A 23578-nucleotide genomic window follows, 5' to 3' on the forward strand; every position below is an offset into this window, starting at 1 on the left:
CACCACAAGAGTGGGTCGGGGTATCAACATATCTGGCGTTGACTTTTGGCACGCTGTTGAGTTCTCAAGGAACGGACGCTTCCTTCGGATTCCCTCTCGGGTTTCCTCCGGGCGCTTCCCTTCGGTGTGTCTCCGACTCTATCAGATCCTTTTCCGTTTCCGGACCCGGTCCTGATTTCCCCTGTCGGCGGGGGCGCCGTGTTCGGCGTGGTCTCTACTTTAGGGGATTTCCCCGTGGACTCAAAATCGAGTCTTTCGCATCGGAATTTGGCACGCCAAATTCATCCCTGCGAAGGGAGATCTTGCTGAAGTGGAGTTCCGCCGAAGTGAGCCCTGAGGGCTCGCTGGCAACCCGGGGAACCTTACGGATCACCCAAGCGCGTGTCAACTGCGCGTCATTCCAGGTCCGTCAGCCGTCCACCCGCGTCCGGCTGGGCGTCCTCGACGCGGCGGAGGAGGCGGGTGAGGAGCTCGCCGAGGTGGCCTCGCTCCTCGGTGTTGAGGTCCTGGAGGAGGTCCTCCTCGAAGACCGACGCCTTGCGCATCACCTGGAGCCACTTCTCGCGGCCCGTGTCGGTGAGGCCGATGATCACGCGGACCCGGTTGTCCGGGTCCTGCTCGCGGGTGACGAGGCCCTGGGTGAGCATGCGGTCGATGCGGTGGGTCATCGCGGCGGGGGTCAGGCCCAGGCGCTTCGCGATGGTGCCGGGCCAGAGCTGGTAGGGCTCGCCGGCCATGACCAGTTCCTTGAGGACCTCCCACTCGGGGTTGGTCAGGTCCAGGGTCCCGAGGTGGCGGCCGTAGGCCACGCTCATGCGGCGGTCGAGGCGGCTCAGGGCGTTGACCACCTTCTCCACCTGGGGGTCCAGGTCGCGGTACTCGCGCTGGTAGATGGCGATCTGCTCGTCGAGCGTCGGTTGTCGGTCCGGCATGGGTCGGAGTATGGCACGTGAAGTCGTTCGCGTTGAACCCTTGCCCTGTGTACTCTTTAGTATCGAACTTTAGCTTCGAACTCTCGAAGCCCTCCCCCTTCTACTACCTAGGTAGGTGAGTGTGACCACCGCGATGGGCGCTGCGCTGCGCCGGATCCAGCTCGGGAACGCCCTCGCGGCGTTCGGCAACGGCTTCACCGTTCCGTTCCTGTTCGTCTATGTGGCGCGGGTGCGAGATCTCGGTGACGGCACTGCGGGAGCCGTGCTGGCCGCGTTCGCCGCCGCGGCGCTCGCCGTGCTGCCCTTCACCGGGCGGGTGATCGACCGGCGTGGGCCCATGGTGATGGTCGTGATCGGTGCCGTCTCGGCGGCGCTGGGCGCGCTGAGCTTCGGGCTCGCCAGCACCGCGCCCGCTGCGCTGGCCTCGTCCGCGCTGATGGGCGGCGGCATCGCGGTGCTGCAGCCCGCGCTCGCGACGCTGATCGTCTGGTGCTCGACGCGGGCCACGCGCTCGCGCGCCTTCGCGACGCAGTTCTTCCTCAACAACCTGGGGCTGGGCGTCGGCGGGCTGATCGGCGGCTTCCTGGTGAACGAGCACGACCCGTCCAGCTTCACCATGCTGTTCCTCATCGAGGCGACCATGTTCATGGTGCTGCTCGCCGTGCTGGTCACGGTGCGGGTGGCGCGGCCCGTGGAGGAGCTGTCGGCGGACGCCGGTGCGGCGGCGTCGGGCAATGGCTGGCGGGTGCTGCTGCGGGACCGGTCGATGGTGCTGCTGTGCGTGCTGGGGTTCGTGGTCTTCTTCGCCTGCTACGGACAGTTCGAGTCCGGGCTGTCGGCGTACGCCGTCGAGGTCACGCGGATCTCCACGTCCACGCTGGGTGTGGCGCTGGCCGCGAACACCGCGGTGATCGTGCTGGCCCAGTTCGTGGTGCTGCGGATCGTCGAGCGGCGGCGCCGGAGCCGGGTGGTCGCCGTCGTCGGGCTGATCTGGACCGTGGCGTGGCTGCTCGCGGGGGCTTCCGGGCTTGTGCACGGGGCGCAGGCCGTGGCGACCGCGCTCCTCATCTCCACCTACGCGCTGTTCGGCGTCGGGGAGACGATGCTGTCGCCGACGGTGGCTCCGCTGGTCGCCGACCTCGCGCCCGCGCGGCTCGTGGGGCAGTACAACTCGGCGTTCGCGCTGGTCAAGCAGATGGCGCTGGCCGTCGGTCCCGCGATCGGCGGGCTCATGGCCGCGGCCGGGGCGTACAGCGCCTACATCGTGATGCTGGTGCTGTGCTCGCTGGCGATCAGCGTGCTGGCCGTGGCGCTGGGGCGGCGGCTCTCCGCCGTCGAGGACCGGCCGTCGCTGATCGTGGCCCGGGGCGGTGCCGCCCCGAGCCGCGACTCGGAGGACGCCGGTTCCGTCACCACTGCGGCCTGACCCCTTGGTCTCAGCGCTTGGGCAGCGCGAACTCGCACCAGACCGCCTTGCCTCCGCCCGGGGTTCTCCGCGAGCCCCAGGCCGAGGCGATGGTGGCGACGATGGAGATGCCGCGGCCAGTCTCGTCGGCCGGTTCGGCGCGGCGGCGGCGCGGGAGGTGGTCGTCGCCGTCGGTGACCTCGACGATCAGGCGGCGGTTCGTACGGCGGAGCCGGAGCCGCATGGGCGGGGTGCCGTGCTGGAGGGAATTGGCCACCAGCTCGCTGGCGGCCAGGACGCCCAGGTCGTGGAGCTCCGTCGGGAAGCGCCAGGAGGCCAGGACCCCCGAGGCGAAGGCCCGGGCCCGGGGTGCGGCCTCCGTGCCGCCGAGCAGGTCCAGGGCCGCGTTGTGGAAGAGCTCCGCGTCGGCGCCCGTACGGACCGGGTGCTGGAGGACGAGGAGTGCGACGTCGTCGTCGTGCTCGGCGGTGACGCCGAGGGCGCGCAGCAGACGGTCGCAGATGATCTCCGGTGAGCCCGTGGCGCCCGCGAAGGCGTGCTCCAGGGCCGCGACACCCTCCTCGATGTCGGACTCGCGGCGCTCGACCAGTCCGTCGGTGTAGAGGACAGCTGTCGAGCCGGGCTGGAGCGCGATCGTGCCGGTCGTGTGGAGCCAGCCGCCGGTGCCGAGGGGCGGGCCCGTGTGGTCCGTCGCGCGGTGGACGACGCCCTCCTCGTCGCGGACGAGGACCGGGAGGTGCCCCGCCGAGGCATAGCTGAGCCGTCCCTCGTTCGGGTCGTGGACCGCGTAGACACACGTGGCGATCTGGTTGGCGTCGATCTCGGCGGCGAGGCCGTCGAGGAGCTGGAGCACCTCGTGGGGCGGGAGGTCCAGACGTGCGTACGCCCGTACAGCCGTGCGGAGCTGGCCCATGACGGCGGCGGCGCGGACGCCGCGGCCCATCACGTCGCCGATGACGAGGGCCGTGCGGCCCGCGCCGAGGGTGATCACGTCGTACCAGTCGCCGCCGACCGCCGCCTCCGTACCGCCCGGCTGGTACGTGGCGGCGACGCAGAGGTCGTCGGGCTGCTCCAGCTCCTGGGGCAGCAGGCTGCGCTGGAGGGTGACGGCGGCCTCGCGCTGGCGCCGCTCGCTGGTGCGCAGCCGCTCGGCGGCCTCGACCTGGTCGGTGACGTCGGCGGCGAAGATGAGCACGCCGCTGTCGCGCGCCGCGGTGATGGGCGTGCAGGTGAAGGTGTAGTACCCGTCCCGGGGCGCGCCGTTCTTGGCGGTCCCGGTCTTTGTCGTGCCGGTCTTCGTCGTGCCGTTCCTGGCGTCGGCGCCGTCGTGACCGCCGGGCACGCGGCGGGACTTGACGGTGCGGGGCTTGCCGCTGCGCAGGACCTGGTCCATCAGCGGGAGCAGGCCCAGCTCGACGAGCTCGGGCAGGGCGTCGCGGGCGGCGGCGCCGGAGGGGCGGGGGCCGAAGACCGACTCGTACGCCTCGTTGACGAACGCGATGCGGTGGTCGGGGCCGTGCACGACGGCGGCGAGCGCGGGGACCTGGCCGAGCAGGCCGAGGAGGTCCCGCGCGGAGAGGGTTCCGAGGCCGTGCGGGTCGTCGCCGTCCGTACCGCCGGGTTCGGGACCGTCCTCGGGCGCGGACGGTGCTCCGGCCGTACGGGCGTGGGGAACGGGTGAGCCGTCGCCGTCCGGCCCGTCCGCGGCGCCGTCCGTGGCGCCGGGGCCGTCGGGGGCGGGCGAGGTGCCGGGGGTGCCCGTGCCGTGCGGGCCGGGGCCGGCGTCCGTCGGCTCGGGGGCTTCGGACGCCGGCTGCCGCGCCTTTATCGCCGCCTGAGCGGCAGCGGTGCGCCGCTGTGTGCCGGGCAGTCGGGCGCTCCAGCGCGTGAAGTTCACGGTCGTCCGAATCCTCGTGTTGTTCGCTCTGTTCGCTGTGCTGGCTCGGGGGCCGCTCGCGGCCGCTGGCTTTGCCTAGGGGTCACTCTTCGCAGATGCGGGCGCACCCATGGTCACACGTCCAGTGTGGCCCACCGTGCTGACATTCGTCAGACGCCCCTGCCCCGCGGGGAGTTCCTCATACCTGGTCACTTCGTGTCGGGCGGGGGAACGGAGCCCGCCGCCATCTCGAACTCGGCGCGCGGGTGTTCGAGGGAGCCGAGCGAGACGATCTCCCTCTTGAAGAGGCCGGAGAGCACCCATTCCGCGAGCACCCGTGCCTTGCGGTTGAAGGTGGGGACGCGGCTGAGGTGGTAGGCGCGGTGCATGAACCACGCCGGATAGCCCTTGAGCTTACGACCGTATACATGTGCCACACCCTTGTGGAGGCCGAGAGAGGCGACGGAACCCGCGTACGAGTGGCGGTAGGGGGTGAGTTCCCCCGGCGGGGTGCCCTCGACGACGTCCGCGAGGTTGTCGGCGAGGCGGCGGGCCTGGCGTACGGCGTGCTGGGCGTTGGGGGCGCACAGCGCGTCCTCGGCGTCGGCCGTCAGGTCGGGCACGGCCGCCGCGTCCCCCGCCGACCAGGCGTGCCCGGTGTCCGCGACGCGGAGGGTGGGGGTGCAGACGAGACGTCCCCTCTCGTTGAGCGGGAGTCCCGAGGCGGCGAGGATCGGGTGCGGCTTGACGCCCGCCGTCCACACGAGGGTGCGGGTCGGGTGGCGGGAGCCGTCGCTGAGGGTGGCGACGCGGTTCTCGCAGGAGTCGAGGCGGGTCTCCAGGCGGACGTCGATGTTGCGGCCGCGCAGCTCGCGCAGCGCGTACCGGCCCATGGCCTCGCCGACCTCGGGGAGGATGCGGTCGCTGGCCTCGACGAGGAGGAAGCGCAGGTCGTCGGCGCTGACGTTGTGGTAGTAGCGGCAGGCGTAGCGCGCCATGTCCTCCAGTTCGGCGAGCGCCTCGACGCCCGCGTACCCGCCGCCGACGAAGACGAAGGTGAGCGCGGCGTCGCGGACGGCGGGGTCGCGGGTGGAGGAGGCGATGTCGAGCTGTTCGAGCACGTGGTTGCGGAGCCCGATGGCCTCCTCGACCGTCTTGAAGCCGATGCCGTGCTCGGCGAGGCCGGGGACGGGCAGGGTGCGCGAGACCGAGCCGGGCGCCAGGACGAGCTCGGTGTACGGCACTTCGACGGTGCCGCCCCTGCCGCCGGTCTGTTCGACCGTGGCCAGGGTGCTGACGTGGGCAACGCGCCGCTCGTGGTCGAGGGAGCGGGCCTCGCCGATGAGGATCTGGCAGTCCTTGAGCACCCGGCGCAGCGGCACCACGACATGGCGCGGGGAGATGGATCCGGCGGCCGCCTCGGGCAGGAAGGGCTGGTACGTCATGTACGGATCGGGGTCCAGGACCGTGATCCGTACGCCACCGTCCTGGCCCTGCGCGGCGCGCCTGAGCTGGGACTTCAGCCTCTTCTGGAGCCGCAGCGCGGTGTAGAGGCCGACATAGCCGCCTCCGACAACGAGAATGCGCGCGGGTTCCCTCTCGGCCATCGCGGGTTCTTTCGTCGCCTCGGTCACTCGTCCATGACGCACCCTCAGCCACGGGTTTGTCCACAGGTCCCGGGATTCGTATGACTGACGCGCGCTACGCGCATGATGTGCCCCAGAGGGGGTGCTGGAGAGTAATCGCGCAGGTCACATGGGGCGTACGGGGGGCGTGAGAAGAGGTGAAACCGGACGGACCGGTCCGGCACTCCGATCGGTGGGCGGTCCGTGCGGAACCGCCCCCTTCTCTCACGTCCTGGGCTCAACTATGTTCGTATCCCAGCGGGGTGCGACATGTGACGACCAGTGCACCGCATCCCGGCCGCAAATAGGCGGGGGTCTCCGGGGGGAGACATTGATAACCGGGGGAACGAGTATGCACATTCAGGGGATTCACAGCTCTCAGTTGGCACCGACGGCGGTCTCCGCCGTCCCGGAAGGACCCACCGCATCGGCCGCTCCGGCCGCTGCGACGGCGTCGGGCGCGACCAGCCCGGCAGAGCCGAGCAGCGGAACGGGCGTGTCCGCCGGCGCGGGCGGGGGGACGGCCACGGGTGGGAGCACGGGCGCCACAGGGCGCACGACACCGCTGCGCGTGGACGCGCAGCGCAATCTGGAGCACGTGCTGCGCGCGGCGCGCGAAGTCTTCGGCGAGCTGGGCTACGGCGCGCCGATGGAGGACGTGGCGCGCCGGGCGCGGGTCGGCGTCGGGACGGTCTATCGCCGCTTCCCGAGTAAGGACGTGCTGGTCAGGCGGATAGCCGAGGAAGAGACGGCGCGGCTGACCGAGCAGGCGCGGGCAGCGCTGGGGCAGGAGGAGGAGCCGTGGTCGGCCCTCTCCCGGTTCCTGCGGACGTCGGTGGCGACGGGCGCGGGACGCCTGCTGCCGCCGCGCATACTGCGCGCGGAAGGCTGGGTGGACGACAGCGCGGTGCGGGTGCCGCAGCAGCGGCAGGCCGTCCAGCGCGACGGACTCGACGGCGGCCGTGAGGGCGTCCGTGACGGCGAGGGGCCGGGGCTGCGGCTGATCGAGCAGCGCCCGGCGCCGGAGGCCGAGCGCGGACCCGGCGCGGACGGGCTGGACGAGGACCCGGGCGCGGTGGAACTGCTGGCGGTCGTCGGGCAGTTGGTGGACCGTGCGCGGGAGGCGGGTGAGCTGCGGGCCGATGTGACTGTCGGTGACGTGCTGCTCGTCATCGCGACGGCGGCTCCGTCGCTGCCGGACGCGGCGCAGCAGGCGGCGGCCTCGACCCGGCTGCTGGACATCCTGCTGGAGGGCCTGCGCTCCCGGCCCTCGCGCTGAGGGCCAGGTCACAAGGTGCGCTGAAGGCGCTCTCATGGTGAGCGACCGTGCTCTGATCTGAGCGAGCCTGCTCAGATCCGGCCCATTTTCCCTCGTACGGGGGGAGTTCGCTGGAGAATTGTGCGAACTCCCCTCGGACGAGTGGTTGATGTGCTTGTCCGGTTCTCGCTCGTAGCCGTTGTGACACGCTGTCGCGGTGTTCCGCTGCGTTTGCCGCGACTGTGTGTTCGGGGGCTGCCACGATGGGTGTTGACAGAGGCGACCGGTCCGGCGGGTCCGAGGACCGGGGCCCGGCCGAGCAGGATGCCGGGCTGCCGTCACGCCAGGTGCCGGGCCAGGGCGGTCCGCCGGGCGCCGAGTCCTCGGAGACGCCCGGGGTCCCGCCGCAGCGGAAGCGCCGCGGCTTGGGCAGGCACGCGGAGAAGTCGGGGAGCGCGGGCGCCGCGGCTTCCTCCGGCTCCGACGCTTCCTCCGGCTCCGACGCGTCCGGTGGCGGGGAGCAGCACTCCGACGCGTGGCTCATCTCCCGGATGCGGGAGGGCGACGCAGAGGCGTACGACGAGCTGTACCGGCGCCATGCCGACGCCGTGCGGCGTTACGCGCGGACGTGCTGCCGGGACTCGCACACCGCGGACGACCTCACGAACGAGGTGTTCGCGCGCACCCTCCAGGCCGTACGGGGCGGGAAGGGTCCCGAGACGTCCGTACGCGCCTATCTGCTGACCTCGGTGCGGCACGTGGCGGCGTCGTGGTCCAAGAAGGGCAAGCGCGAGCACCTGGTCGACGACTTCGCGGTGTTCGTGCAGTCCGCCGAGCGCGCCGGGCCCACGGCCGCCGACGAGGACACGCTCGACCTCGGCGCGGACGTACGGGCGATGCACGAGGCGGAGCAGACGCTGGTCCTGCAGGCGTTCAAGAGCCTCTCCGAGGACGACCAGATGCTGCTGTGGCACACGGCGGTCGAGGGCTCCAAGCCCCAGGACGTCGCGCCGCTGCTCGGCAAGTCCTCCGGCGCGACGGCGACGGCGGCGCACCGGGCGAGGGAGAACCTGAAGCAGGCGTATCTCCAGGCCCATGTGAGCCAGGCCCTCACCACGGGCGGGGACTGCGCCCGCTTCGCCGACCGGCTCGGCGCGTACGCGCGCGGCGGGCTGCGGATGCGCGCCGAGCGCGGTCTGCAGCGGCACCTGGAGCAGTGCACCGCGTGCAGTCAGGCGGCCGTCGAGGTCAAGGACCTCAACGAGCACATCCGTCTGCTGGTGCCTGTGGCGCTCATCGGCTGGTTCGCGACGACGGGCGGCGCGAAGGCGTTCGGCGCGCTGATGGCCGGTACGGGCGCCGCGGCGGCGGCCGGAGGCGCCGGTGCGGCCGCGGGTGCGGGTGCGGCGGGCGGCGCGGCCGGTGGCGCCGCCGGGTCGAGCGCGGGCGGCGTCGGCGGCGCCGCCTCGGAGGGGCTGGGCACGCCCGCGAAGGTCGGGATCGGCGTGGGCGTGGCCGCGGTGGCGGCCGCCGCCCTCGCGTACGCGCTGGCGGGCAGCGAGCCCGAGCCCGCGCACAAGGCCGAGCCGAAGCCCAAGCCCCCGGCGGCGGCCCCCGAGGCGCCCCCGGAGAAGCCGGAGCCCGAGCCCCCGGCGCCCCAGCCGGAGCCGCCCGCTCCGAAGCCCAAGCCGAAGCCGAAGCCGCAGGCCGCCGAGAAGAAGCCGGAGCCCAAGCCGAAGCCCCCGGCGCCCGAGCCGAAGCCGAAGCCCAAGCCGCCGGAGAAGGAGAAGCCCAAGCCTCCTCCCCCGGAGCCGGAGCCCCCGGAGAAGCCCTCGCCGAAGCCTCCGCCTCCCAAGCCGCCGCCGCCCCCTCCGGCGCCGCCCGCCGACCACCAGCTGAACGAGCTGAAGTGGGACCTGATCGACCCCGGCGCCAAGCGCAAAGGCCCCACCATCCGCTCGCTGGGGAGCAGCTGGGTCTGGCAGCGCCAGGGGCTGAGCATGGACGGCCGGCGCTTCGGGCACGGGGTCACCGTGCACGCGCCCTCGTCCGTGACGATCGACCTCAACCGGGCGTGCACGGCGTACGACGCGGTCGCGGGGGTCGACGACATGGCGTTCGGGCACCGCGCCGTGCGCTTCTCCGTGTTCGGCGACGGGGCGCGGCTGTGGCGCTCCGGGTTCGTGGAGCGCGGGCAGCCGCCGGTGCCGGTGCATGTGCCGCTGTCCGGGGTGAAGACGATGAAGCTGGTCGTGGAGCCGCGTACGTTCGCCGACCGTACGGCGGGACTGGCCGACTGGGCGCAGTCCGCGATCAAGTGCCGCTGACCGTGCCGCTGATCTCCCGGTGCAGCGCCTCCAGCGCCGCCAGCGCCTCTTCGGGGGTGAGCGGGGGCGCCTGCGCGGCCTCCTGCTGGACGTGCGGCGGGACGTCGGCGCGGATCGCGCCGTCGAAGCGGATCTCGGGGACGCTCGCGGCGAGTTCGCCGCGCAGCCCCCGGGCGGCGTCGGCGAGGCGCAGGGACAGGTACGGGCGGCCGAGGACCTGCGTGGTGCGGGCGGCGACGAGGCCGACGTGGGCGAGTACGTGTTCGGGCGCGCTCGTGTCGATGCCCATGCGCAGCGCGTCCCGCACGGTCGCGAGGGCGCGCACGAGGGCGGTAGCGGTGCCCGTACCCGTACCCGTGCCCGTACCGGTGCCCGTGCCCGTACCGGTGCCCGTATCGGCTTCGCCCTCCGCCACCGCGATCCGGGCGTCGAGCGCGCGGCACTGCACCGTGAACATGGTGGGCGGCGTGCCGACGGCCGCGTGGGCGACCGTCTCGTCGTGGAGGGCGCGGGCGCGGCGCGTCTCGCCGTTCTCGCACGCGATCACCGAGCGGAGGAAGCAGGCGAAGATCTGCGCGTCGCGGATGCCGAGCCGGTCGGCGTCCTCGATCGCGCGCAGGGCGAGCTTCTCGGCCTGCTCGCTGTCGCCCTGGCGGTACCAGATCTCGGCGATACGGCCGAGGAGCACCGGCATCTCGGTGAGCGCGCCGAGCTGCTGGGCGTAGCGGAGCGCCGTCTGGCACTCGCTGCGCGCGTCGTCGTACGCGCCGCGCTGCAGGGCGACCTCGGCGCGCAGTCCGCAGAGCTGGCTGAGCAGCCAGCGGTCGCCGCTGGCGTCGGCGAGCGCCTCGATCTCGGCGAGGTCCCCGGCGCGTCCGAGGACGCCGCCGGGGATGTCCAGGTGGATGTGGGCGCGGAGGAGGAGGGCGACGGCCAGCTCCCAGCCGCCGCTGTACCGGCGGCAGTTCTCGACGGACAGGTTCATGAAGCGTGCGACGCCCTTGCTGCCCTCGATGAGGAAGCCGGTGAACGGCCAGAGCATGCCGGGGAACCGGGCGCTCTCGGGTCCCGGCACATTGAACGCGTCGCGCAGTTCGACGGCGATCGCGCGGTGGGAGGGGGCGTCGAGCATCTCCTGCGTGTACTCCTCGCTGAGCAGGAAGTAGCCCAGCAGCTGGAACTCGCGGTAGACCAGCTCCTCCTCCCTGTCCCGGTCCCCGGCCTCGGCGGGCAGCAGCCGCAGGACGCGCTCGATCCAGCGGTAGCCCTCGTCCCGGTAGTTGCGCACCCACCAGAACCAGCCGACGGCGCGGACGACGTGCACCAGGGTGTCGCGGTCGCCGCGCTGGAAGGCGCGGCTGAGGGCGGCCCGGATGTTGTCGAGGTCAGCTTCGAGGCGTGGCAGCCAGGTGAGCTGCTCCGCTGAGCGGATGCGGTGCTCGGCGGCGGTGACGAAGCGGAGGATCTGCGCGGTGTGCCGCCGTTCGGCCGCCGTGCGGTCCCCGGGGTGCTCGGCGGCGCGCTCGCGGGCGTACTCGTGGATGGTCTCCAGCATCCGGTAGCGCACGCCGGTGCCGGAGAGTGCCGGGGGCTGGTCGGCGACGAGGATCGACTTGTCGACGAGCGAGCCGAGGATGTCGAGCACGTCGTCCGCGGGGATCCCGGTCCCGTCCGTACGGTCCGTGCCCTCGCCGCAGACGTGTTCGGCGGCGGAGAGCGTGCAGCCGCCGGAGAAGACGGACAGCCGCCGTACGACCGTCCGTTCGCGCTCGTCCAGCAGGTCCCAGGACCAGTCGACGACGGCACGGAGGGTCTGCTGCCTGGGCAGTACGGTCCTGCTGCCGCTGGTCAGCAGGCGGAAGCGGTCGTCCAGGCGGTCCGCGATCTGGCGCGGCGTGAGCGAGCGCAGCCGGGCCGCCGCCAGCTCGATCGCGAGCGGCAGACCGTCGAGGCGGCGGCAGATCTCCTCGACCGCCGCCGGATCCTCGCTCGTACGGAACGCGGCGCGCGCGCCGACCGCGCGGTCCGTGAACAGCCGGTGCGCGGGACCGGGCGGCAGCGGCTCGACCGGGCGCACGGCCTCGCCGGGCACGCCGAGCGGCTCGCGGCTGGTGGCGAGGACGGTGAGCCCCGGGCAGTGCGTCAGCAGGGTCTCGGCGAGGGTGGCGGCGGCGTCGATGACGTGTTCGCAGTTGTCGAGCACGAGGAGCAGGCGGCGGTGCAGGCAGTGCTCGACGAGGCGCGCGGTGGCGTCGTCCGCGACCTCGCTGCCCAGCGTGTCGCCGCCCAGCGCGCGGGTGGCCTCCGTCGCGGACGTCGCGAGGGCGGTCTCGCGGCGGCCGAGCGCGCTGAGGGCCGCGCCGGGGACTGCCGCCGGGTGTTCGAGCGAGGCCAGTTCGACGATCCAGGCACCGTCGGGGTAGGGCCCGGGGGCCGCGCCCTTACCCGTGCCGAGGTCCGGGGCCGTGCCCGGGGCCGTGCCGAGGTCCGTGCCCGGGGCCGTGAGGGTGGTCGCCGTCTGTTCGGCGAGGCGGGTCTTTCCGGAGCCGCCGGGTCCGGTGAGCGTGACGAGGCGGGCGCGGGTGAGGTCGCCGCGGATGGCGTCGATGTCGCCCTCGCGTCCGACGAAGCTGGTGAGGCGGGCCCGGAGATTGCCGGGCGGCGTACTGACGTGGGGGTCGCCGGTGCCGGACGTGTCCTCGCGGGAGCCCTCCGGCCCGGGTCTCGGGCCCGGTCTCGGTCTCGGGCCCGGTCCCGGTACCGGTTGGCCGTCAGGGGAGAGGAGCTGGGCGTGCAGCGCGCGGAGTTCGGCGCCGGGGTCGGTGCCGAGGCGGCCCGCGATCTCCTTGCGCACGCCCTCGTACGCGGTCAGCGCCTCGGCCGTACGCCCGCTGTCGCGCAGGGCGCGGACGTACAGCGCCTGCAGCGGCTCGTCGAGCGGGCGTTGCGGCGCCAGCTCGCGCAGTTCGGGGAGGATCCGGGCCGCGCGGCCCAGCTCCAGGTCGGCGGCGAGGCGGCGCTGGACGGCCGTGGCGCGCAGGGCCTCGGCGCGGAGCGCGGGCGAGGCGCGGTCCGGGAGATCGGCGAGCGCGGGGCCGCGCCAGAGCGCCAGGCCCTCGCGGAGCACGGCGGCGGCGGTGGCGGGGTCGCCCGCCTCCAGGGCGCGTTCGCCCTCGTGGGCGAGGTGCTGGAAGCGGAAGAGGTCGATGTCGCCGGGGTCCACCGCCAGCCGGTAGCCGCCGGGGTGGGACTCGACGGCCTCCTTGCCGAGGGCTCTGCGGAGGCGGCCGACGAGGGCCTGGAGCGCGGCGGGCGCGTTCTCCGGCAGGGAATCGGCGTCGGCGTCGGCGTCCGCCCACACCTCGCCGATGAGCGTCTCGGGTGCGACGGGCGCCGGGCTCTCCGCGCGGAGCGCGAGTGCGGCGAGGAGGGAACGCAGCCGCTGACCGCCCAGGGGAAGGGGGCTGCCGCTCGCGTCCCGCACTTCGGTCGGGCCCAGGATCAGATACCGCACCGGGCCATTGTCCCTGGGACGGGTGAAACCGCCCGCGCTTTTCCTGACGGGAGGGCACCGCCCACAGGGCTCCTCGTGTGGAGGCGCCGTCCGGGGGCGCGTCCCGCGCGAGGCCGCCGCCCAGGGACGTTCCGTGCGAGAACGCCGCCCAGGGGCGCGGGGAACTGCGCGCCCGGCCACGAATCACCCGCGGCCCGCCGCGCACAGCCAGTGGCACCCCCGCCTCGGCACAGGAGAAGAGGACACCCCGACAGCGCCGGGCATCCAGAACTCAGTCGCCCCCGAAAGCGCAGGGACACCCCGGAACACGGCCGTCCCCGACGGCTACAGCGCCGGGCGCTGCGGTGCCGGGGTGACCCCGCCCGCCGCGGCCCGCTGCCTGGGCGCCTGCGAGCCGGTCCAGCACGTGCCGCGCCGGGCCAGCAGGCGGCCGAGCCACAGCTCCATCGAGACGAGGTCAGCGAGCCCGTCCAGCGGCAGGGGCTTCCCCTCGGCCGCCGCGCGGAGCGCCTTGCGCACCGTACGGGCCTCGATGAGCCCCGCGTCGGCGAGCAGCGGCGCGGAGAAGAGCTGGATGAGGTCGTCGGCGGCGACGCGCAGCCCCGCGCGTACGGACGCGGTGTGGACGGCGTGCGAGGGCGCGCCCCAGCCGCCGGGCAGGTCGTGGACGCCCGCGCCCGCGAGCGCGGCCCGCAGTACGGAGGCCCGGGCTCCCGGCCGTACGCGCAGGGCCTCGGGGAGGGCGCGGGAGGCGCGGACGACCTGGTTGTCGTAGAAGGGCGCGTGCAGGCGCTGGTTGCGGATCTCGGCTGCCTGTTCGAAGACGCGGTGGTCGGCGGCGCGGCGGGCGAGGGCCGCGCGGGCGCGGCGCTCCCCGGGCCGTTCGACGGTGGGCCGGGTCGCGGCGGCGGCCTCCAGGCGAAGCGATACTTCGGCGAGCGCCTCGCCCGTCAGCCAGCGCGCTGCCGGTCCCGGGCGGCACCAGGTGAGCGCGGCGACGGAGGCGTCCACGGCGCTCTCGCCCGCACCGTCCGTCCAGCCACCGTCCCGGTCGCGGAAGGTTCCGTCGCGGAGCTGTGCCGCGACCTCCTCGACCCCGTCCCGGTACGGCGTACGGGCGAGCTTGCGCGCCGCCCGGTAGATCGTGACCGGCACCATCAGCGAGCGTCCCGGCTGCGTGCCCTCCGACTTCGCGAGCGCGGCGACGGGCCGGACGAGGTGGCGGCGGCGCCTGTCGAGCAGCAGGTCGGCGAGGCGGGCGGGGTGGGCGTCGAGCACGTGGCGGGCGCCGAGGCCGACGAAGTGGTCGGCGCTGCCGGCGGAGAGGCGGTAGCGGTGGCGCTCGGCGGTGACGAGGGACGGGCCCGGCTCGTCGGTGAGGGGACCGCTGGCGAGATCGGCGTACGGAAGGGCCTCCTCCGCGCCGGTGACGACGACGTGGTGGAGGCGGGGGCTCTCGCCGATCTCGCGGGCCCGCTCCAGCTCGGCGCCCTTGCCGCCGGTGGACTCGTCGACGGTGAGGTCGTTGTAGGTGACGGCGAGGAGGCGCTGGCCCGCCTCGGAGGCGCCCATGCCGAAGACGGTGCCGGGCATGCCGGGCAGCCCGGAGGCGAGGAGCGCGAGCGTGCCGGAGGCGGCGCCGCCCGACAGGTCGGCGCCTATGCCGGGTGCGGGGCCGCCGCGCCGGGCGCGCCGGTCGGCGGGGCCCATGCCGGGGACGGGGCCGGGGTCGCGCACGTCGAAGTCGTGCTCCGCCGCGTGCCGCGGGGCGGCGAAACGGGCGCGCACGGACTCCACGAGCGCGTCCCGTACGCCCGCGAGTGCCGCCTCCGTGTCGAGCGGGGGCGCGGCGACGACGAGGGAGGACGTCGACTCGTAGCTGGCGATCTCGCGGCTGCCGCCCTCGCGGATGATCAGCGCGTGGCCCGGCGGGACGCGGCGGACGCCCGCGTACGGGGTGCCGTCACCGAGGGCCTCGGGCGCGTCGGGGCAGGCCAGCAGCGCGGCGAGGTGGCCGACGTCGAGCTGGGCCTCGATGAGGTCGGCGAGGGGAAGGGCCGCCGTGGCGTAGGCGGTGCCGCCCGCCCAGGGCGCGTAGAAGACGGGTCTGGCGCCCGCGAGGTCGGCCGGGATGGTGATCCTGCGGCCGATGCAGGCGACGGCCGTGTAGCTGCCGGGCCAGGAGGTGAGGTGGCGGAAGGCGCCGCCGCGCGCGGCGACCAGGCCGAGCCGCAGTTCCTCGTCGCTGGCGCCGCAGCAGCCGAACACCGCGAGCCTGTTGCCCGGTTCGGCCTCGACGACGCGGACCTCGTCGGGCCGCCAGTCGCCGACGGCCCACAGCGGGTCGGGGTCGGACCACAAGGGCTGCGCGCCGACGGGCTGGAGGACGCCGTCGCCCTCGGCGTAGGGCACGCCCTCCGCGTAGTCGCCGTACGGGGCGCCGTCGAGGCCGAAGCCGCTGTACGGGTCGCGGGCGCCGGGGCCGGGGCCGGGGCCCGCGCCGGGGTCCGGGCCGCCGTTCGAGCGGTACGCGCCGTTGCCGCCGTTGCTCCCGTAGCCCCCGTACGCGCTGCCGTCGCGGTACGGGTCGCGATACGAACCGTCGTCCCCGTACGTGCCGTACGCGTCGCCACTTCCGTGACCGCGGGGGCCACCAGGACCACCAGGACCGCCAGGGTTACCGGGCCCGCCGGGACCGCGGGGCGTGCCGCCGCGGCCTCCCTGCCCCTGGGGTCCCACCGCGGCGCTGCTCCACCCCACCAACCAACGCATCGCCGCCCGCCTTCGCTCTTCCGCTGCCGCCGACGCCCGCCGCTCCCGGGATGGCTCCGGGGCCGCTCGATGCCGCGTGAACGCCGCCTGAACGCCGTGTCGTTAGCGGCTATGTTGCCACGAGAGTGGCGCGCGAGAGGCGTGTAAGGGGCGCAAAGCTCACCAAAATGCGCTGGGGTTCGCACCCCCGAGGGCGCCGTCGGTGCGCCGGGAGGCGCCGGAGCGCGGGGGCGCATATACCGGGGGCGTCCGCATCCGGCACCGCACGCGCGTCCGATGTGCGACCGAGGCGACCGACGTCATTCAGCCAAATATGGGGAACGGGCGCAGGGGTTGAAACGGCGGCGCGAAGGAGTGCGCACACGCGCGTCGCCGTACGAGCAGGGGGCGCCCGAGCGCCGCTCCGCGCCGGTGTCCGGGGGCGGAACAGGGGTGGCGGAGCCCCTTCCCGACCTCCACGGAGCCCTTACGGAGCCCTTACGGAGCCCTTACGGAGCCCTTTCGGGGCCCTTGCGGGGCCGTTGCAGGGCCCTTGCGGGCCCCTTTTCCGCGGACCGTACTCCTCGACGGGGCCAACGGGCGAGGGCCGTGCGGCACTTGTCAGCCCGGGAGGCGGGACCGCCCCCCGGGCCGAACCGCCGCCCGCGGGGAATGAGGCGGCGGTGTCCCCCAGCCCACTGATTCCTGAGCAGCGGGCCGACCCACGCAACTCCCATGGAAGCGCTCCCGGTCCGGCCCGCACAGGCGCATGGGCGGGCGCACGGCCACACACCCGGAGCACGTACCCCACCGGTTTTCGCACATGATTCCGGCCGCCGTCCGTCCGGCTCGCCGCGCTTGGCACGTGACCGCCGCACGTACACGCGTGCGCAGATAGATCCCGCCATCCGGCAGGACGCCTCTTAACGGTAGGGATCCGGCGAACTACGCTGGGTTGGCAGTGCTTCCCGTCGCGCCGCCGTGCGCTCTTCGGGAGGGGGCCCCGCGCGAGTCGCGGGGTGGTCGTCGGTGTGTGTCAGGGGTGCGCATGTCCAGGGAGTCACGCGGGCCGAATGAGAAGCTCGGCACCGTCCTCGCCCTCGCGGGAATCAGTAACGCCGGACTTGCCCGTCGTGTCAACGACTTGGGAGCGCAGCGCGGTCTGACGCTCCGGTACGACAAGACGTCGGTGGCCCGGTGGGTGTCGAAGGGGATGGTGCCGCAGGGAGCGGCCCCGCATCTGATCGCCGCTGCCATCGGCAGCAAGCTCGGCCGCCCGGTCCCGCTGCACGAGATCGGGCTCGCGGACGCCGATCCGACGCCCGAGGTGGGCCTCGCCTTCCCGCGCGACGTGAGCGCGGCGGTCAAATCGGCCACGGATCTCTACCGGCTGGATCTTGCCGGTCGGCGCGGGGGCGGCAGTATCTGGCAGTCCCTCGCGGGCTCGTTCGCCGTGAGCGCGTACGCGACGCCCGCGTCCCGCTGGCTCATAACCCCGGCCGACAGCTCCGTCGCACGCGACCTGGAGATGGCCACGGGCGCCGCGGGCGGCCCGAGAGGCGCGGCCGCCATCGCCGGGATCGCGAACGGGCACGGCCCGGACGGAGACGGCCACTGGGACCCGAGCGGGACCGGGGACGGCGGCGCCGACGCCAACGGCGACGGCAGGCGCGGCAAGGAGGAAGAGGCGGGCAGTCCGCTCCGCGTCGGCCACACCGACGTCTCCAAGCTGCGCGAGGCGGCGGACGAGGCCCGTCGCTGGGACTCGAAGTACGGCGGAGGGGACTGGCGTTCGTCCATGGTCCCCGAGTGCCTGCGCGTCGACGCGGCCCCGCTGCTGCTCGGCGCCTACACGGACGAGGTCGGCCGCTCCCTCTTCGGCGCCACGGCGGAACTGACCCGGCTCGCCGGCTGGATGGCCTTCGACACCGGCCAGCAGGAGGCCGCCCAGCGCTACTACATCCAGGCGCTCCGCCTCGCCCGCGCCGCCGCCGACGTCCCCCTCGGGGGGTACGTGCTGGCGTCGATGTCCCTCCAGGCCACCTACCGCGGCTTCGCCGACGAGGGCGTCGACCTCGCGCAGGCGGCCCTGGAGCGCAACCGGGGCCTGGCCACGGCCCGCACGATGAGCTTCTTCCAGCTCATCGAGGCCCGCGCGCACGCGAAGGCGAACGACGCGCACGCGTGCGCCGCCGCGCTCTCCGCCGCCGAGAGCTGGCTGGAGCGCTCGCGCAAGGGCGACGCCGACCCCAGCTGGCTGGACTTCTACTCCTACGACCGCCTCGCGGCCGACGCCGCGGAGTGCTACCGCGACCTGAAGGCACCGCGCCAGGTCCGCCGGTTCACGGAGAAGGCGCTCTCGCGCCCGACGGAGGAGTTCGTCCGCTCGCACGGGCTGCGCCTGGTGGTCTCCGCCGTGGCCGAACTGGAGTCGGGGAACCTCGACGCGGCGTGCGCGGCGGGCACGCGCGCGGTGGAGGTCGCGGGCCGCATCTCCTCGGCGCGCACCACGGAGTACGTACGGGACCTGCTGCACCGTCTGGAGCCGTACGGGGACGAGCCGCGGGTGGCGGAGCTGCGCGAGCGGGCGCGACCGCTGCTGGTGGCCCCGGCGTGAGCGTGCGACGGGTCACGGCCGAGGGGCCTGTCGTGGCCGTACGGTGCGGCGTGACGGGCGTACGGTGCGGCGTGACGGGCGTACGGCCCGACGTGACGGCCGTACGGTGCGGCGTCAAGCCCGTCCGGTCCGGCGTGGCCGCCGGGGTGACGGGGGCCGCTGCCGTTTGTCAGTGGGCCGGGTCATGATGGAGCACGTGTCCACCATGCGCCAGGGAGCTGACCGTTACGACTGCGATGTGCTGGTGATCGGCGCTGGCATCGTCGGCCTGTCCACCGCCTACGCGCTCACGCGCGCCGCACCGGGCACGCGCGTGACCGTCCTGGAGAAGGAGCCGGGCCCCGCCCGGCACCAGACGGGGCGGAACAGCGGCGTGATCCACAGCGGGATCTACTACCCGCCGGGCTCGCTCAAGGCGCGGTACGCGCTGGGCGGCTCGGCCGAGATGGTCAAGTTCTGCGCGGAGCACGGCATTCCGCACGAGGTCACGGGCAAGCTGATCGTCGCCACCGAGCGCGCCGAGCTGCCCCGGCTGCACGCCCTGATCCAGCGCGGCAGACAGCACGGCCTGCCCGTACGGGAGCTGGGCCCGGCCCAGATCGCCGAGCACGAGCCGCACGTCAGGGGCCTGGCGGCGATCCATGTCGGCACGACGGGGATCTGCGACTTCACGGCGGTGGCGCGGGAGTTGGCCCGGCTGACCAAGGACGCGGGCGGCGAGCTGCGGTTCGGCCCCGGCGCCGCGGTCGAGGCCATGGACCGCCGCGTGGGCCGCGGCATCGCGGTGCGTACGGCGGACGGCACCGTTCTGCGCGCCCGCGCGCTGGTCAACTGCGCGGGGCTGCACTGCGACCACGTGGCCCGGCTCGCCGGGGACGAGCCCCCGGCGCGGATCCTCCCCTTCCGCGGGGAGTTCTTCGACCTGGCGGAGCACCGCCGCGGCCTGGTGCGCGGCCTGGTCTATCCGGTGCCCGACCCGGCGTTCCCGTTCCTCGGCGTCCACCTCACGCGCAGCGTCGAGGGCACGGTCCACGTCGGGCCGAACGCGGTCCCGGCGCTCGCCCGCGAGGGCTACGCGTGGCGGGTGGCCAGCGCCGCCGACCTCGGCGGCCTGCTGACGTACCCGGGAAGCTGGCGCCTCGCCCGCCGCCACTGGAGGTACGGGGCGGGCGAGATGCGCCGCTCGCTCTCCCGGCGCGCCTTCACGGACGCGGTGCGCAGGCTCCTCCCGGAGGTCACGGCCGAGGACCTCACCCCGGCACCGGCGGGCGTCCGCGCCCAGGCGGTGCTGCGCGACGGCACGCTCGTGGACGACTTCCTCGTCGAGGAGGGCCCGCACACCATCCATGTGCTCAACGCCCCGTCCCCCGCCGCGACCGCCTCGCTCCCCATCGGCCGCGAGATCGCCCAGCGCGCGCTCGCGGCGGTACGGGTGAGCCGGAGCTAGCCCGGGGGCGGGCGTGGCCGGGGGGCATGGCCGGACGGCGCGGCCGAGAGGGGCAGCCCTGGGCCCGTACCGCGGCGCCCGTAAAATGGTGGGCATTGTGTCCGAGAAACCGTCGATGTTCCCCCATGGCGCCGGGCCCGCCGCCGACCCGGCAGGTTCGCACCACGAGCGCCGAATCCGCAGCTTTCAGCCGCGCCGCAGCCGCGTCACGGCGGGACAGCGGGCCGCGCTGGAGCGGCTCTGGCCACGCTGGGGCTTCGACATCGACGGCCTCCGGCGCCTCGATCTGGGCGAGCTGTTCGACGACCCCGAGCTGCCGGTCGTACTGGAGATCGGCTTCGGCATGGGCGAGGCCACGGCCCAGATGGCGGCCGACGACCTCTGCACGGGCATCCTCGCCGTCGACGTCCACACCCCTGGCCAGGGCAATCTCCTCCGCCTCGCGGACGAGCAGGAGCTGACCAACGTCCGCGTCGGCAACGGGGACGCGATCATCCTCCTCCGCGAGATGATCGCCCCCGCCGCGCTCGCCGGGCTCCGGATCTACTTCCCGGACCCCTGGCCCAAGGCCCGGCACCACAAGCGGCGCCTCCTCCAGCCCGAGTTCCTCGACCTCGCGGCCCCGAAGCTGAGCGAGGGCGCGCTCGTGCACTGCGCGACGGACTGGGAGGACTACGCCGAGCAGATGCTCGACGTACTGACCGCGCACCCCGCGTTCGAGAACACCCAGCCGGACGGCGGCTTCGCGCCCCGCCCCGCGTTCCGGCCGCTCACCCGCTTCGAGGGGCAGGGCCTGGACAAGGGGCACGGCGTCCACGACCTGCTGTTCCGGCGCCGCTGACCGCTGACCCGTTCCGCACGGTTCCCCTCCGGGGCTGTCGCACGTACTCGTTACTGTCGTCAGGTGCACTCCGAGGACAGCGGCGCCCAAGGCGCACCCCCGCCGAACGCGGCACCAGGCGTGCCCACGCCCGCGCCCGCGTTCCCGGGACAGCAGGGCTGGCCAGCGGGTACGAGTACGGGAACGGGTACAGGTACAGGTACAGGTACAGGTACGGGAACGGGAACGGGAACGGGAACGGGCACGGGCACGGGCACCCCCTATGGAACGGGCGGCCCGATCGCCCCCGCCTTCCCGGCGATGCCCGCGGCCCCGGCGGACGGGCCCCACGGCTCCGTACCCGCCCAGCCGTCACCCCGGGTGATCACCTGGCTGCACCGCCACCACCGCACGCTGCGCGCGCTGACCCTCGTCACGCTGCTCGCGCTCTGCGGCCTCATGATCCTCGCGCTCGTCCGCGAGCAGACCGGCACCCAGGGACTGCTGGTCGGCCTCGGCCTGTCGCTCTTCCCCGTACCGTTGCTCCTGGCGGCGTTCCGCTGGCTCGACGGGGCGGAGCCGGCGCCCTGGCGTACGCACCTCTTCGCGTTCGCGTGGGGCGCGTGCGCGGCGACGCTCGTCGCGATCGTCGCGAACGGCTTCGCGACGGACTGGCTCGCGAGCTCGGTCGTCGTGGACTCTCCGGGCGAGGCGGACACGCTGGGCGCGACGGTGGTGGCGCCGGTGGTGGAGGAGACGACGAAGGCCGCGGCGCTGATGCTGCTCTTCCTCTTCCGGCGCCGACATATGGACAGCGTGGTCTCGGCGACAGCGGCGGCGGGGATCACGGCGACGGGCTTCGCGTTCACCGAGAACGTCCTCTACCTCGGTACGGCGTACGGCGAGGACGAGATCCTCAACCCCGACAGCCTCCAGGACAGCGCCACGGCCGCGACGTTCTTCATCCGAATAATCCTCGCCCCGTTCGCGCACCCCCTCTTCACCGCGCTGACGGGCATAGCCTTCGGCATCGTCGCCACGCTCCCCAACCGCCGCCGGACCCTGCGCTGGGCCCTCCCCCTGATCGGCCTCTTCACGGGCATCCTGCTGCACGCCATATGGAACGGCTCGGCGTCCTTCCCCAACCTGACGTTCATGGCCGTGTACGGCCTCTTCATGATCCCCGTCTTCGGCGCCCTGACCTGGCTCTCGATCTGGTCCCGGCAGCACGAGTTGCGCATCGTCCGCGACACGCTCCCGGCCTACGCCGCGGCAGGCTGGTTCAGCGAACCGGAACCCTGGTCCCTCTCCTCCATGCGCGCCCGCGCCCTGGCCCGCACGACGGCCCGCCGCAGCCACGGCCCGGCCGCCGCCCGCACGGTAGCGGAATACCAGCACTACGCCACGGCCCTGGCCCTCCTCCGAGCCCGCGCCGACAATGGCGCCACGCCCCCGGACTTCCCGGCCCGCGAACAGGAACTCCTCCACCACCTCTGGCACCGCCGGCCTTTGGCGGGGCCCCCGACCACGAGTGCGGCCCTCACGCTGTCGGGCCGACGCTAATCGAGCCGTACGGCAGGCCCTCATGTCCCAGTCCCAGATCCTCCTGCTCCTCTCGGCCGCCTTCCTACTGGCCGGCACCGTCCTCTGCGCGACGATGACCCGCCTGCTGCGCAAGTCCCGACACCTGCACCGGAACGGCGTACGAACGGAGGGCGTGGTGACGCGCCTGCAGGCCACCAGGATGGGCACGCCCGGCGGGAACACCTCGTCCGTCGTCTACTACCCGATCGTCGCCTGGGCCACGGCCGAAGGCCGCCGCATGGAAACCAGGTCCCCCATCGTCCGCCCCCACCACGCCAACCCCGCCCCCGGCACCTCCCTCACGGTCCTCTACGACCCCAACAACCCGGCCCACGCGACCCTGCCGTCGACGGACACGAGGGTGTACTGGGTGTTCGTGGGAGTCGGGGCGCTCTTCATCCTGCTGGGGGCGGGGTTCTTGGTGGGGGTGGGGGTGGGGGTGGGCTGAAGGCTCGTATCGTCGCTACGGCACGACGCGATCAGGCCAGCGGCTTCGATGCTGGTGCAGGTACTCCACAAGGATCCCGTGCTTCTGCTCTTCGTGAGTGAGCGTCGATACGTGAGTGCCCTGAAGCATGTCGAAGACCTCAAGATCATCATTGATCATCAGGACACCCCGATCGAAGAGAATGTGGCAATTCGGGCACAGGCATAGAACATTCTCAATGACGTCCGGCCCATCGTGCGGCTTCCCGAGGGCATGGATGTGAGCTCCCTCGCTGTACGCATTTCCTTCGGAGGAAACCTCCAGTCGGAGATGGCAGATCTGGCATGTATCGCCGTAGATCTTCTTGACCTCACGCACAACTTTGGAGTCGCGAGCGCGTGCGAGCCTCTGCACGAGGCGGCGAGCCTGCGCCTCATAGTTCGTGTCGCCGTCCTCCACAGGCGCCACTGGCTCGGGCTGAGGGGCCTCACCTGGCGACAGCTTGCGGAGCTCGAACTGGCATATCTGGAAGCCTTCGTGCCCCACCGCCATCCAGAAGCCTGCGACGCGATAGAGCCCGCGGTACTTGTAACCCCCCGTCGCGCGCCCCTGCTTGATGTCGAGCCCCTCAATGGCCCGGACGGGTTTACCCTTCGCCTTCGACACCACAAGGGCGGCGTTCCCGCCGACAGAGAAGGACTGGTCTTCACCTTTCCCCTGACCGGTGTAGAGAATGACGTCACCCAGGTCCTTGTCGTCTGGATACCCACCAGAAAAGACGATGGAGTCTGCCCCGGTGGCCGCCGTCCCCGATATGCCTCGGCTCAAGAACCGGTGGAGGCCGGCGGCGTATAGCGCGGCATGACTGTCGAAGACGTCGCCCTCCTGGACCCCGTCAGGAGTACCGAACTTGATCTTCTTAGGAGCCTTGGCCATAGGTCGATGATGTCAATGCTTGATTGACGTCTGCAACT

At 73.3% G+C, this 23578-nt stretch carries 15 protein-coding genes; 9 read left to right on the forward strand and 6 right to left on the reverse strand.

Going from position 1 to position 23578, the window contains the following annotated elements:
• Nucleotides 1-395: 395 nt before the first annotated feature.
• Nucleotides 396-932, reverse strand: coding sequence for a MarR family winged helix-turn-helix transcriptional regulator (locus ACGF3A_RS08485; protein WP_393727256.1), 537 nt, complete (start codon nucleotides 930-932; stop codon nucleotides 396-398).
• A 133-nt stretch (nucleotides 933-1065) separates the two neighbouring features.
• On the opposite strand from ACGF3A_RS08485, the gene ACGF3A_RS08490 reads away from it, so the two are divergent.
• Nucleotides 1066-2358 carry an MFS transporter gene (locus ACGF3A_RS08490; RefSeq protein ID WP_393729038.1) on the forward strand — a complete coding sequence of 431 codons (1293 nt, stop codon included), beginning with the start codon at nucleotides 1066-1068 and terminating at the stop codon, nucleotides 2356-2358.
• A 10-nt stretch (nucleotides 2359-2368) separates the two neighbouring features.
• Here the strand turns inward: ACGF3A_RS08490 and ACGF3A_RS08495 are convergent, their stop codons facing one another.
• Both ACGF3A_RS08495 and ACGF3A_RS08500 read right to left on the reverse strand, forming a co-directional pair.
• Nucleotides 2369-4255, reverse strand: coding sequence for a SpoIIE family protein phosphatase (locus tag ACGF3A_RS08495; RefSeq protein ID WP_393727258.1), 1887 nt, complete (start codon nucleotides 4253-4255; stop codon nucleotides 2369-2371).
• 188 nt (nucleotides 4256-4443) lie between these two features.
• On the reverse strand, nucleotides 4444-5841 hold the full coding sequence (locus ACGF3A_RS08500) for an NAD(P)/FAD-dependent oxidoreductase (RefSeq protein ID WP_393727260.1): 1398 nt from the start codon (nucleotides 5839-5841) through the stop codon (nucleotides 4444-4446).
• 370 nt (nucleotides 5842-6211) lie between these two features.
• Between ACGF3A_RS08500 and ACGF3A_RS08505 the strand changes: the two genes are divergently transcribed.
• Both ACGF3A_RS08505 and ACGF3A_RS08510 read left to right on the forward strand, forming a co-directional pair.
• Entirely contained in the window at nucleotides 6212-7138 is a 927-nt protein-coding gene (locus ACGF3A_RS08505; protein WP_393727262.1) for a TetR/AcrR family transcriptional regulator, read from the forward strand.
• A gap of 242 nt (nucleotides 7139-7380) precedes the next feature.
• A complete protein-coding gene (locus ACGF3A_RS08510; RefSeq protein ID WP_393727264.1) occupies nucleotides 7381-9444 on the forward strand; it encodes a sigma-70 family RNA polymerase sigma factor in 2064 nt (687 codons plus the stop codon).
• Here the strand turns inward: ACGF3A_RS08510 and ACGF3A_RS08515 are convergent.
• Both ACGF3A_RS08515 and ACGF3A_RS08520 read right to left on the reverse strand, forming a co-directional pair.
• A complete protein-coding gene (locus ACGF3A_RS08515; protein WP_393727266.1) occupies nucleotides 9431-12958 on the reverse strand; it encodes a BTAD domain-containing putative transcriptional regulator in 3528 nt (1175 codons plus the stop codon). The two genes, ACGF3A_RS08510 and ACGF3A_RS08515, sit on opposite strands and share 14 nt — an antisense overlap.
• A gap of 324 nt (nucleotides 12959-13282) precedes the next feature.
• Nucleotides 13283-15730 (reverse strand): asparagine synthase-related protein, encoded by a 2448-nt coding sequence (locus tag ACGF3A_RS08520; RefSeq protein WP_393727268.1) that lies wholly within the window; start codon nucleotides 15728-15730, stop codon nucleotides 13283-13285.
• 1027 nt (nucleotides 15731-16757) lie between these two features.
• On the opposite strand from ACGF3A_RS08520, the gene ACGF3A_RS08525 reads away from it, so the two are divergent.
• The 6 genes from ACGF3A_RS08525 to ACGF3A_RS08550 all read left to right on the forward strand — a co-directional run bounded on the left by ACGF3A_RS08525 (nucleotide 16758) and on the right by ACGF3A_RS08550 (nucleotide 22625).
• Complete coding sequence (locus tag ACGF3A_RS08525; protein ID WP_393727270.1) at nucleotides 16758-18326, forward strand: sporulation protein; 1569 nt, start codon at nucleotides 16758-16760, stop codon at nucleotides 18324-18326.
• Nucleotides 18323-18514 (forward strand): hypothetical protein, encoded by a 192-nt coding sequence (locus tag ACGF3A_RS08530; RefSeq protein WP_393727272.1) that lies wholly within the window; start codon nucleotides 18323-18325, stop codon nucleotides 18512-18514. Before ACGF3A_RS08525 ends, ACGF3A_RS08530 begins: the two co-directional genes overlap by 4 nt.
• 17 nt (nucleotides 18515-18531) lie before the next feature.
• On the forward strand, nucleotides 18532-19773 hold the full coding sequence (gene lhgO / locus ACGF3A_RS08535) for an L-2-hydroxyglutarate oxidase (RefSeq protein ID WP_393729040.1): 1242 nt from the start codon (nucleotides 18532-18534) through the stop codon (nucleotides 19771-19773).
• Nucleotides 19774-19831: 58 nt separating this feature from the next.
• Complete coding sequence (trmB, locus tag ACGF3A_RS08540; RefSeq protein WP_393729042.1) at nucleotides 19832-20614, forward strand: tRNA (guanosine(46)-N7)-methyltransferase TrmB; 783 nt, start codon at nucleotides 19832-19834, stop codon at nucleotides 20612-20614.
• Between the two features lie 300 nt (nucleotides 20615-20914).
• On the forward strand, nucleotides 20915-22156 hold the full coding sequence (locus ACGF3A_RS08545) for a PrsW family intramembrane metalloprotease (protein WP_393727274.1): 1242 nt from the start codon (nucleotides 20915-20917) through the stop codon (nucleotides 22154-22156).
• A gap of 22 nt (nucleotides 22157-22178) precedes the next feature.
• A complete protein-coding gene (locus ACGF3A_RS08550) occupies nucleotides 22179-22625 on the forward strand; it encodes a DUF3592 domain-containing protein (protein WP_393727276.1) in 447 nt (148 codons plus the stop codon).
• Nucleotides 22626-22640: 15 nt separating this feature from the next.
• On the opposite strand, the gene ACGF3A_RS08555 is transcribed toward ACGF3A_RS08550, so the two are convergent.
• Nucleotides 22641-23540, reverse strand: coding sequence for a YDG/SRA domain-containing protein (locus tag ACGF3A_RS08555; RefSeq protein ID WP_393727278.1), 900 nt, complete (start codon nucleotides 23538-23540; stop codon nucleotides 22641-22643).
• Nucleotides 23541-23578: the final 38 nt, after the last annotated feature.

The sequence above is a fragment of the Streptomyces sp. NPDC048172 genome, assembly GCF_043202595.1.
In the GTDB taxonomy this organism is placed as follows: Bacteria; Actinomycetota; Actinomycetes; order Streptomycetales; family Streptomycetaceae; genus Streptomyces.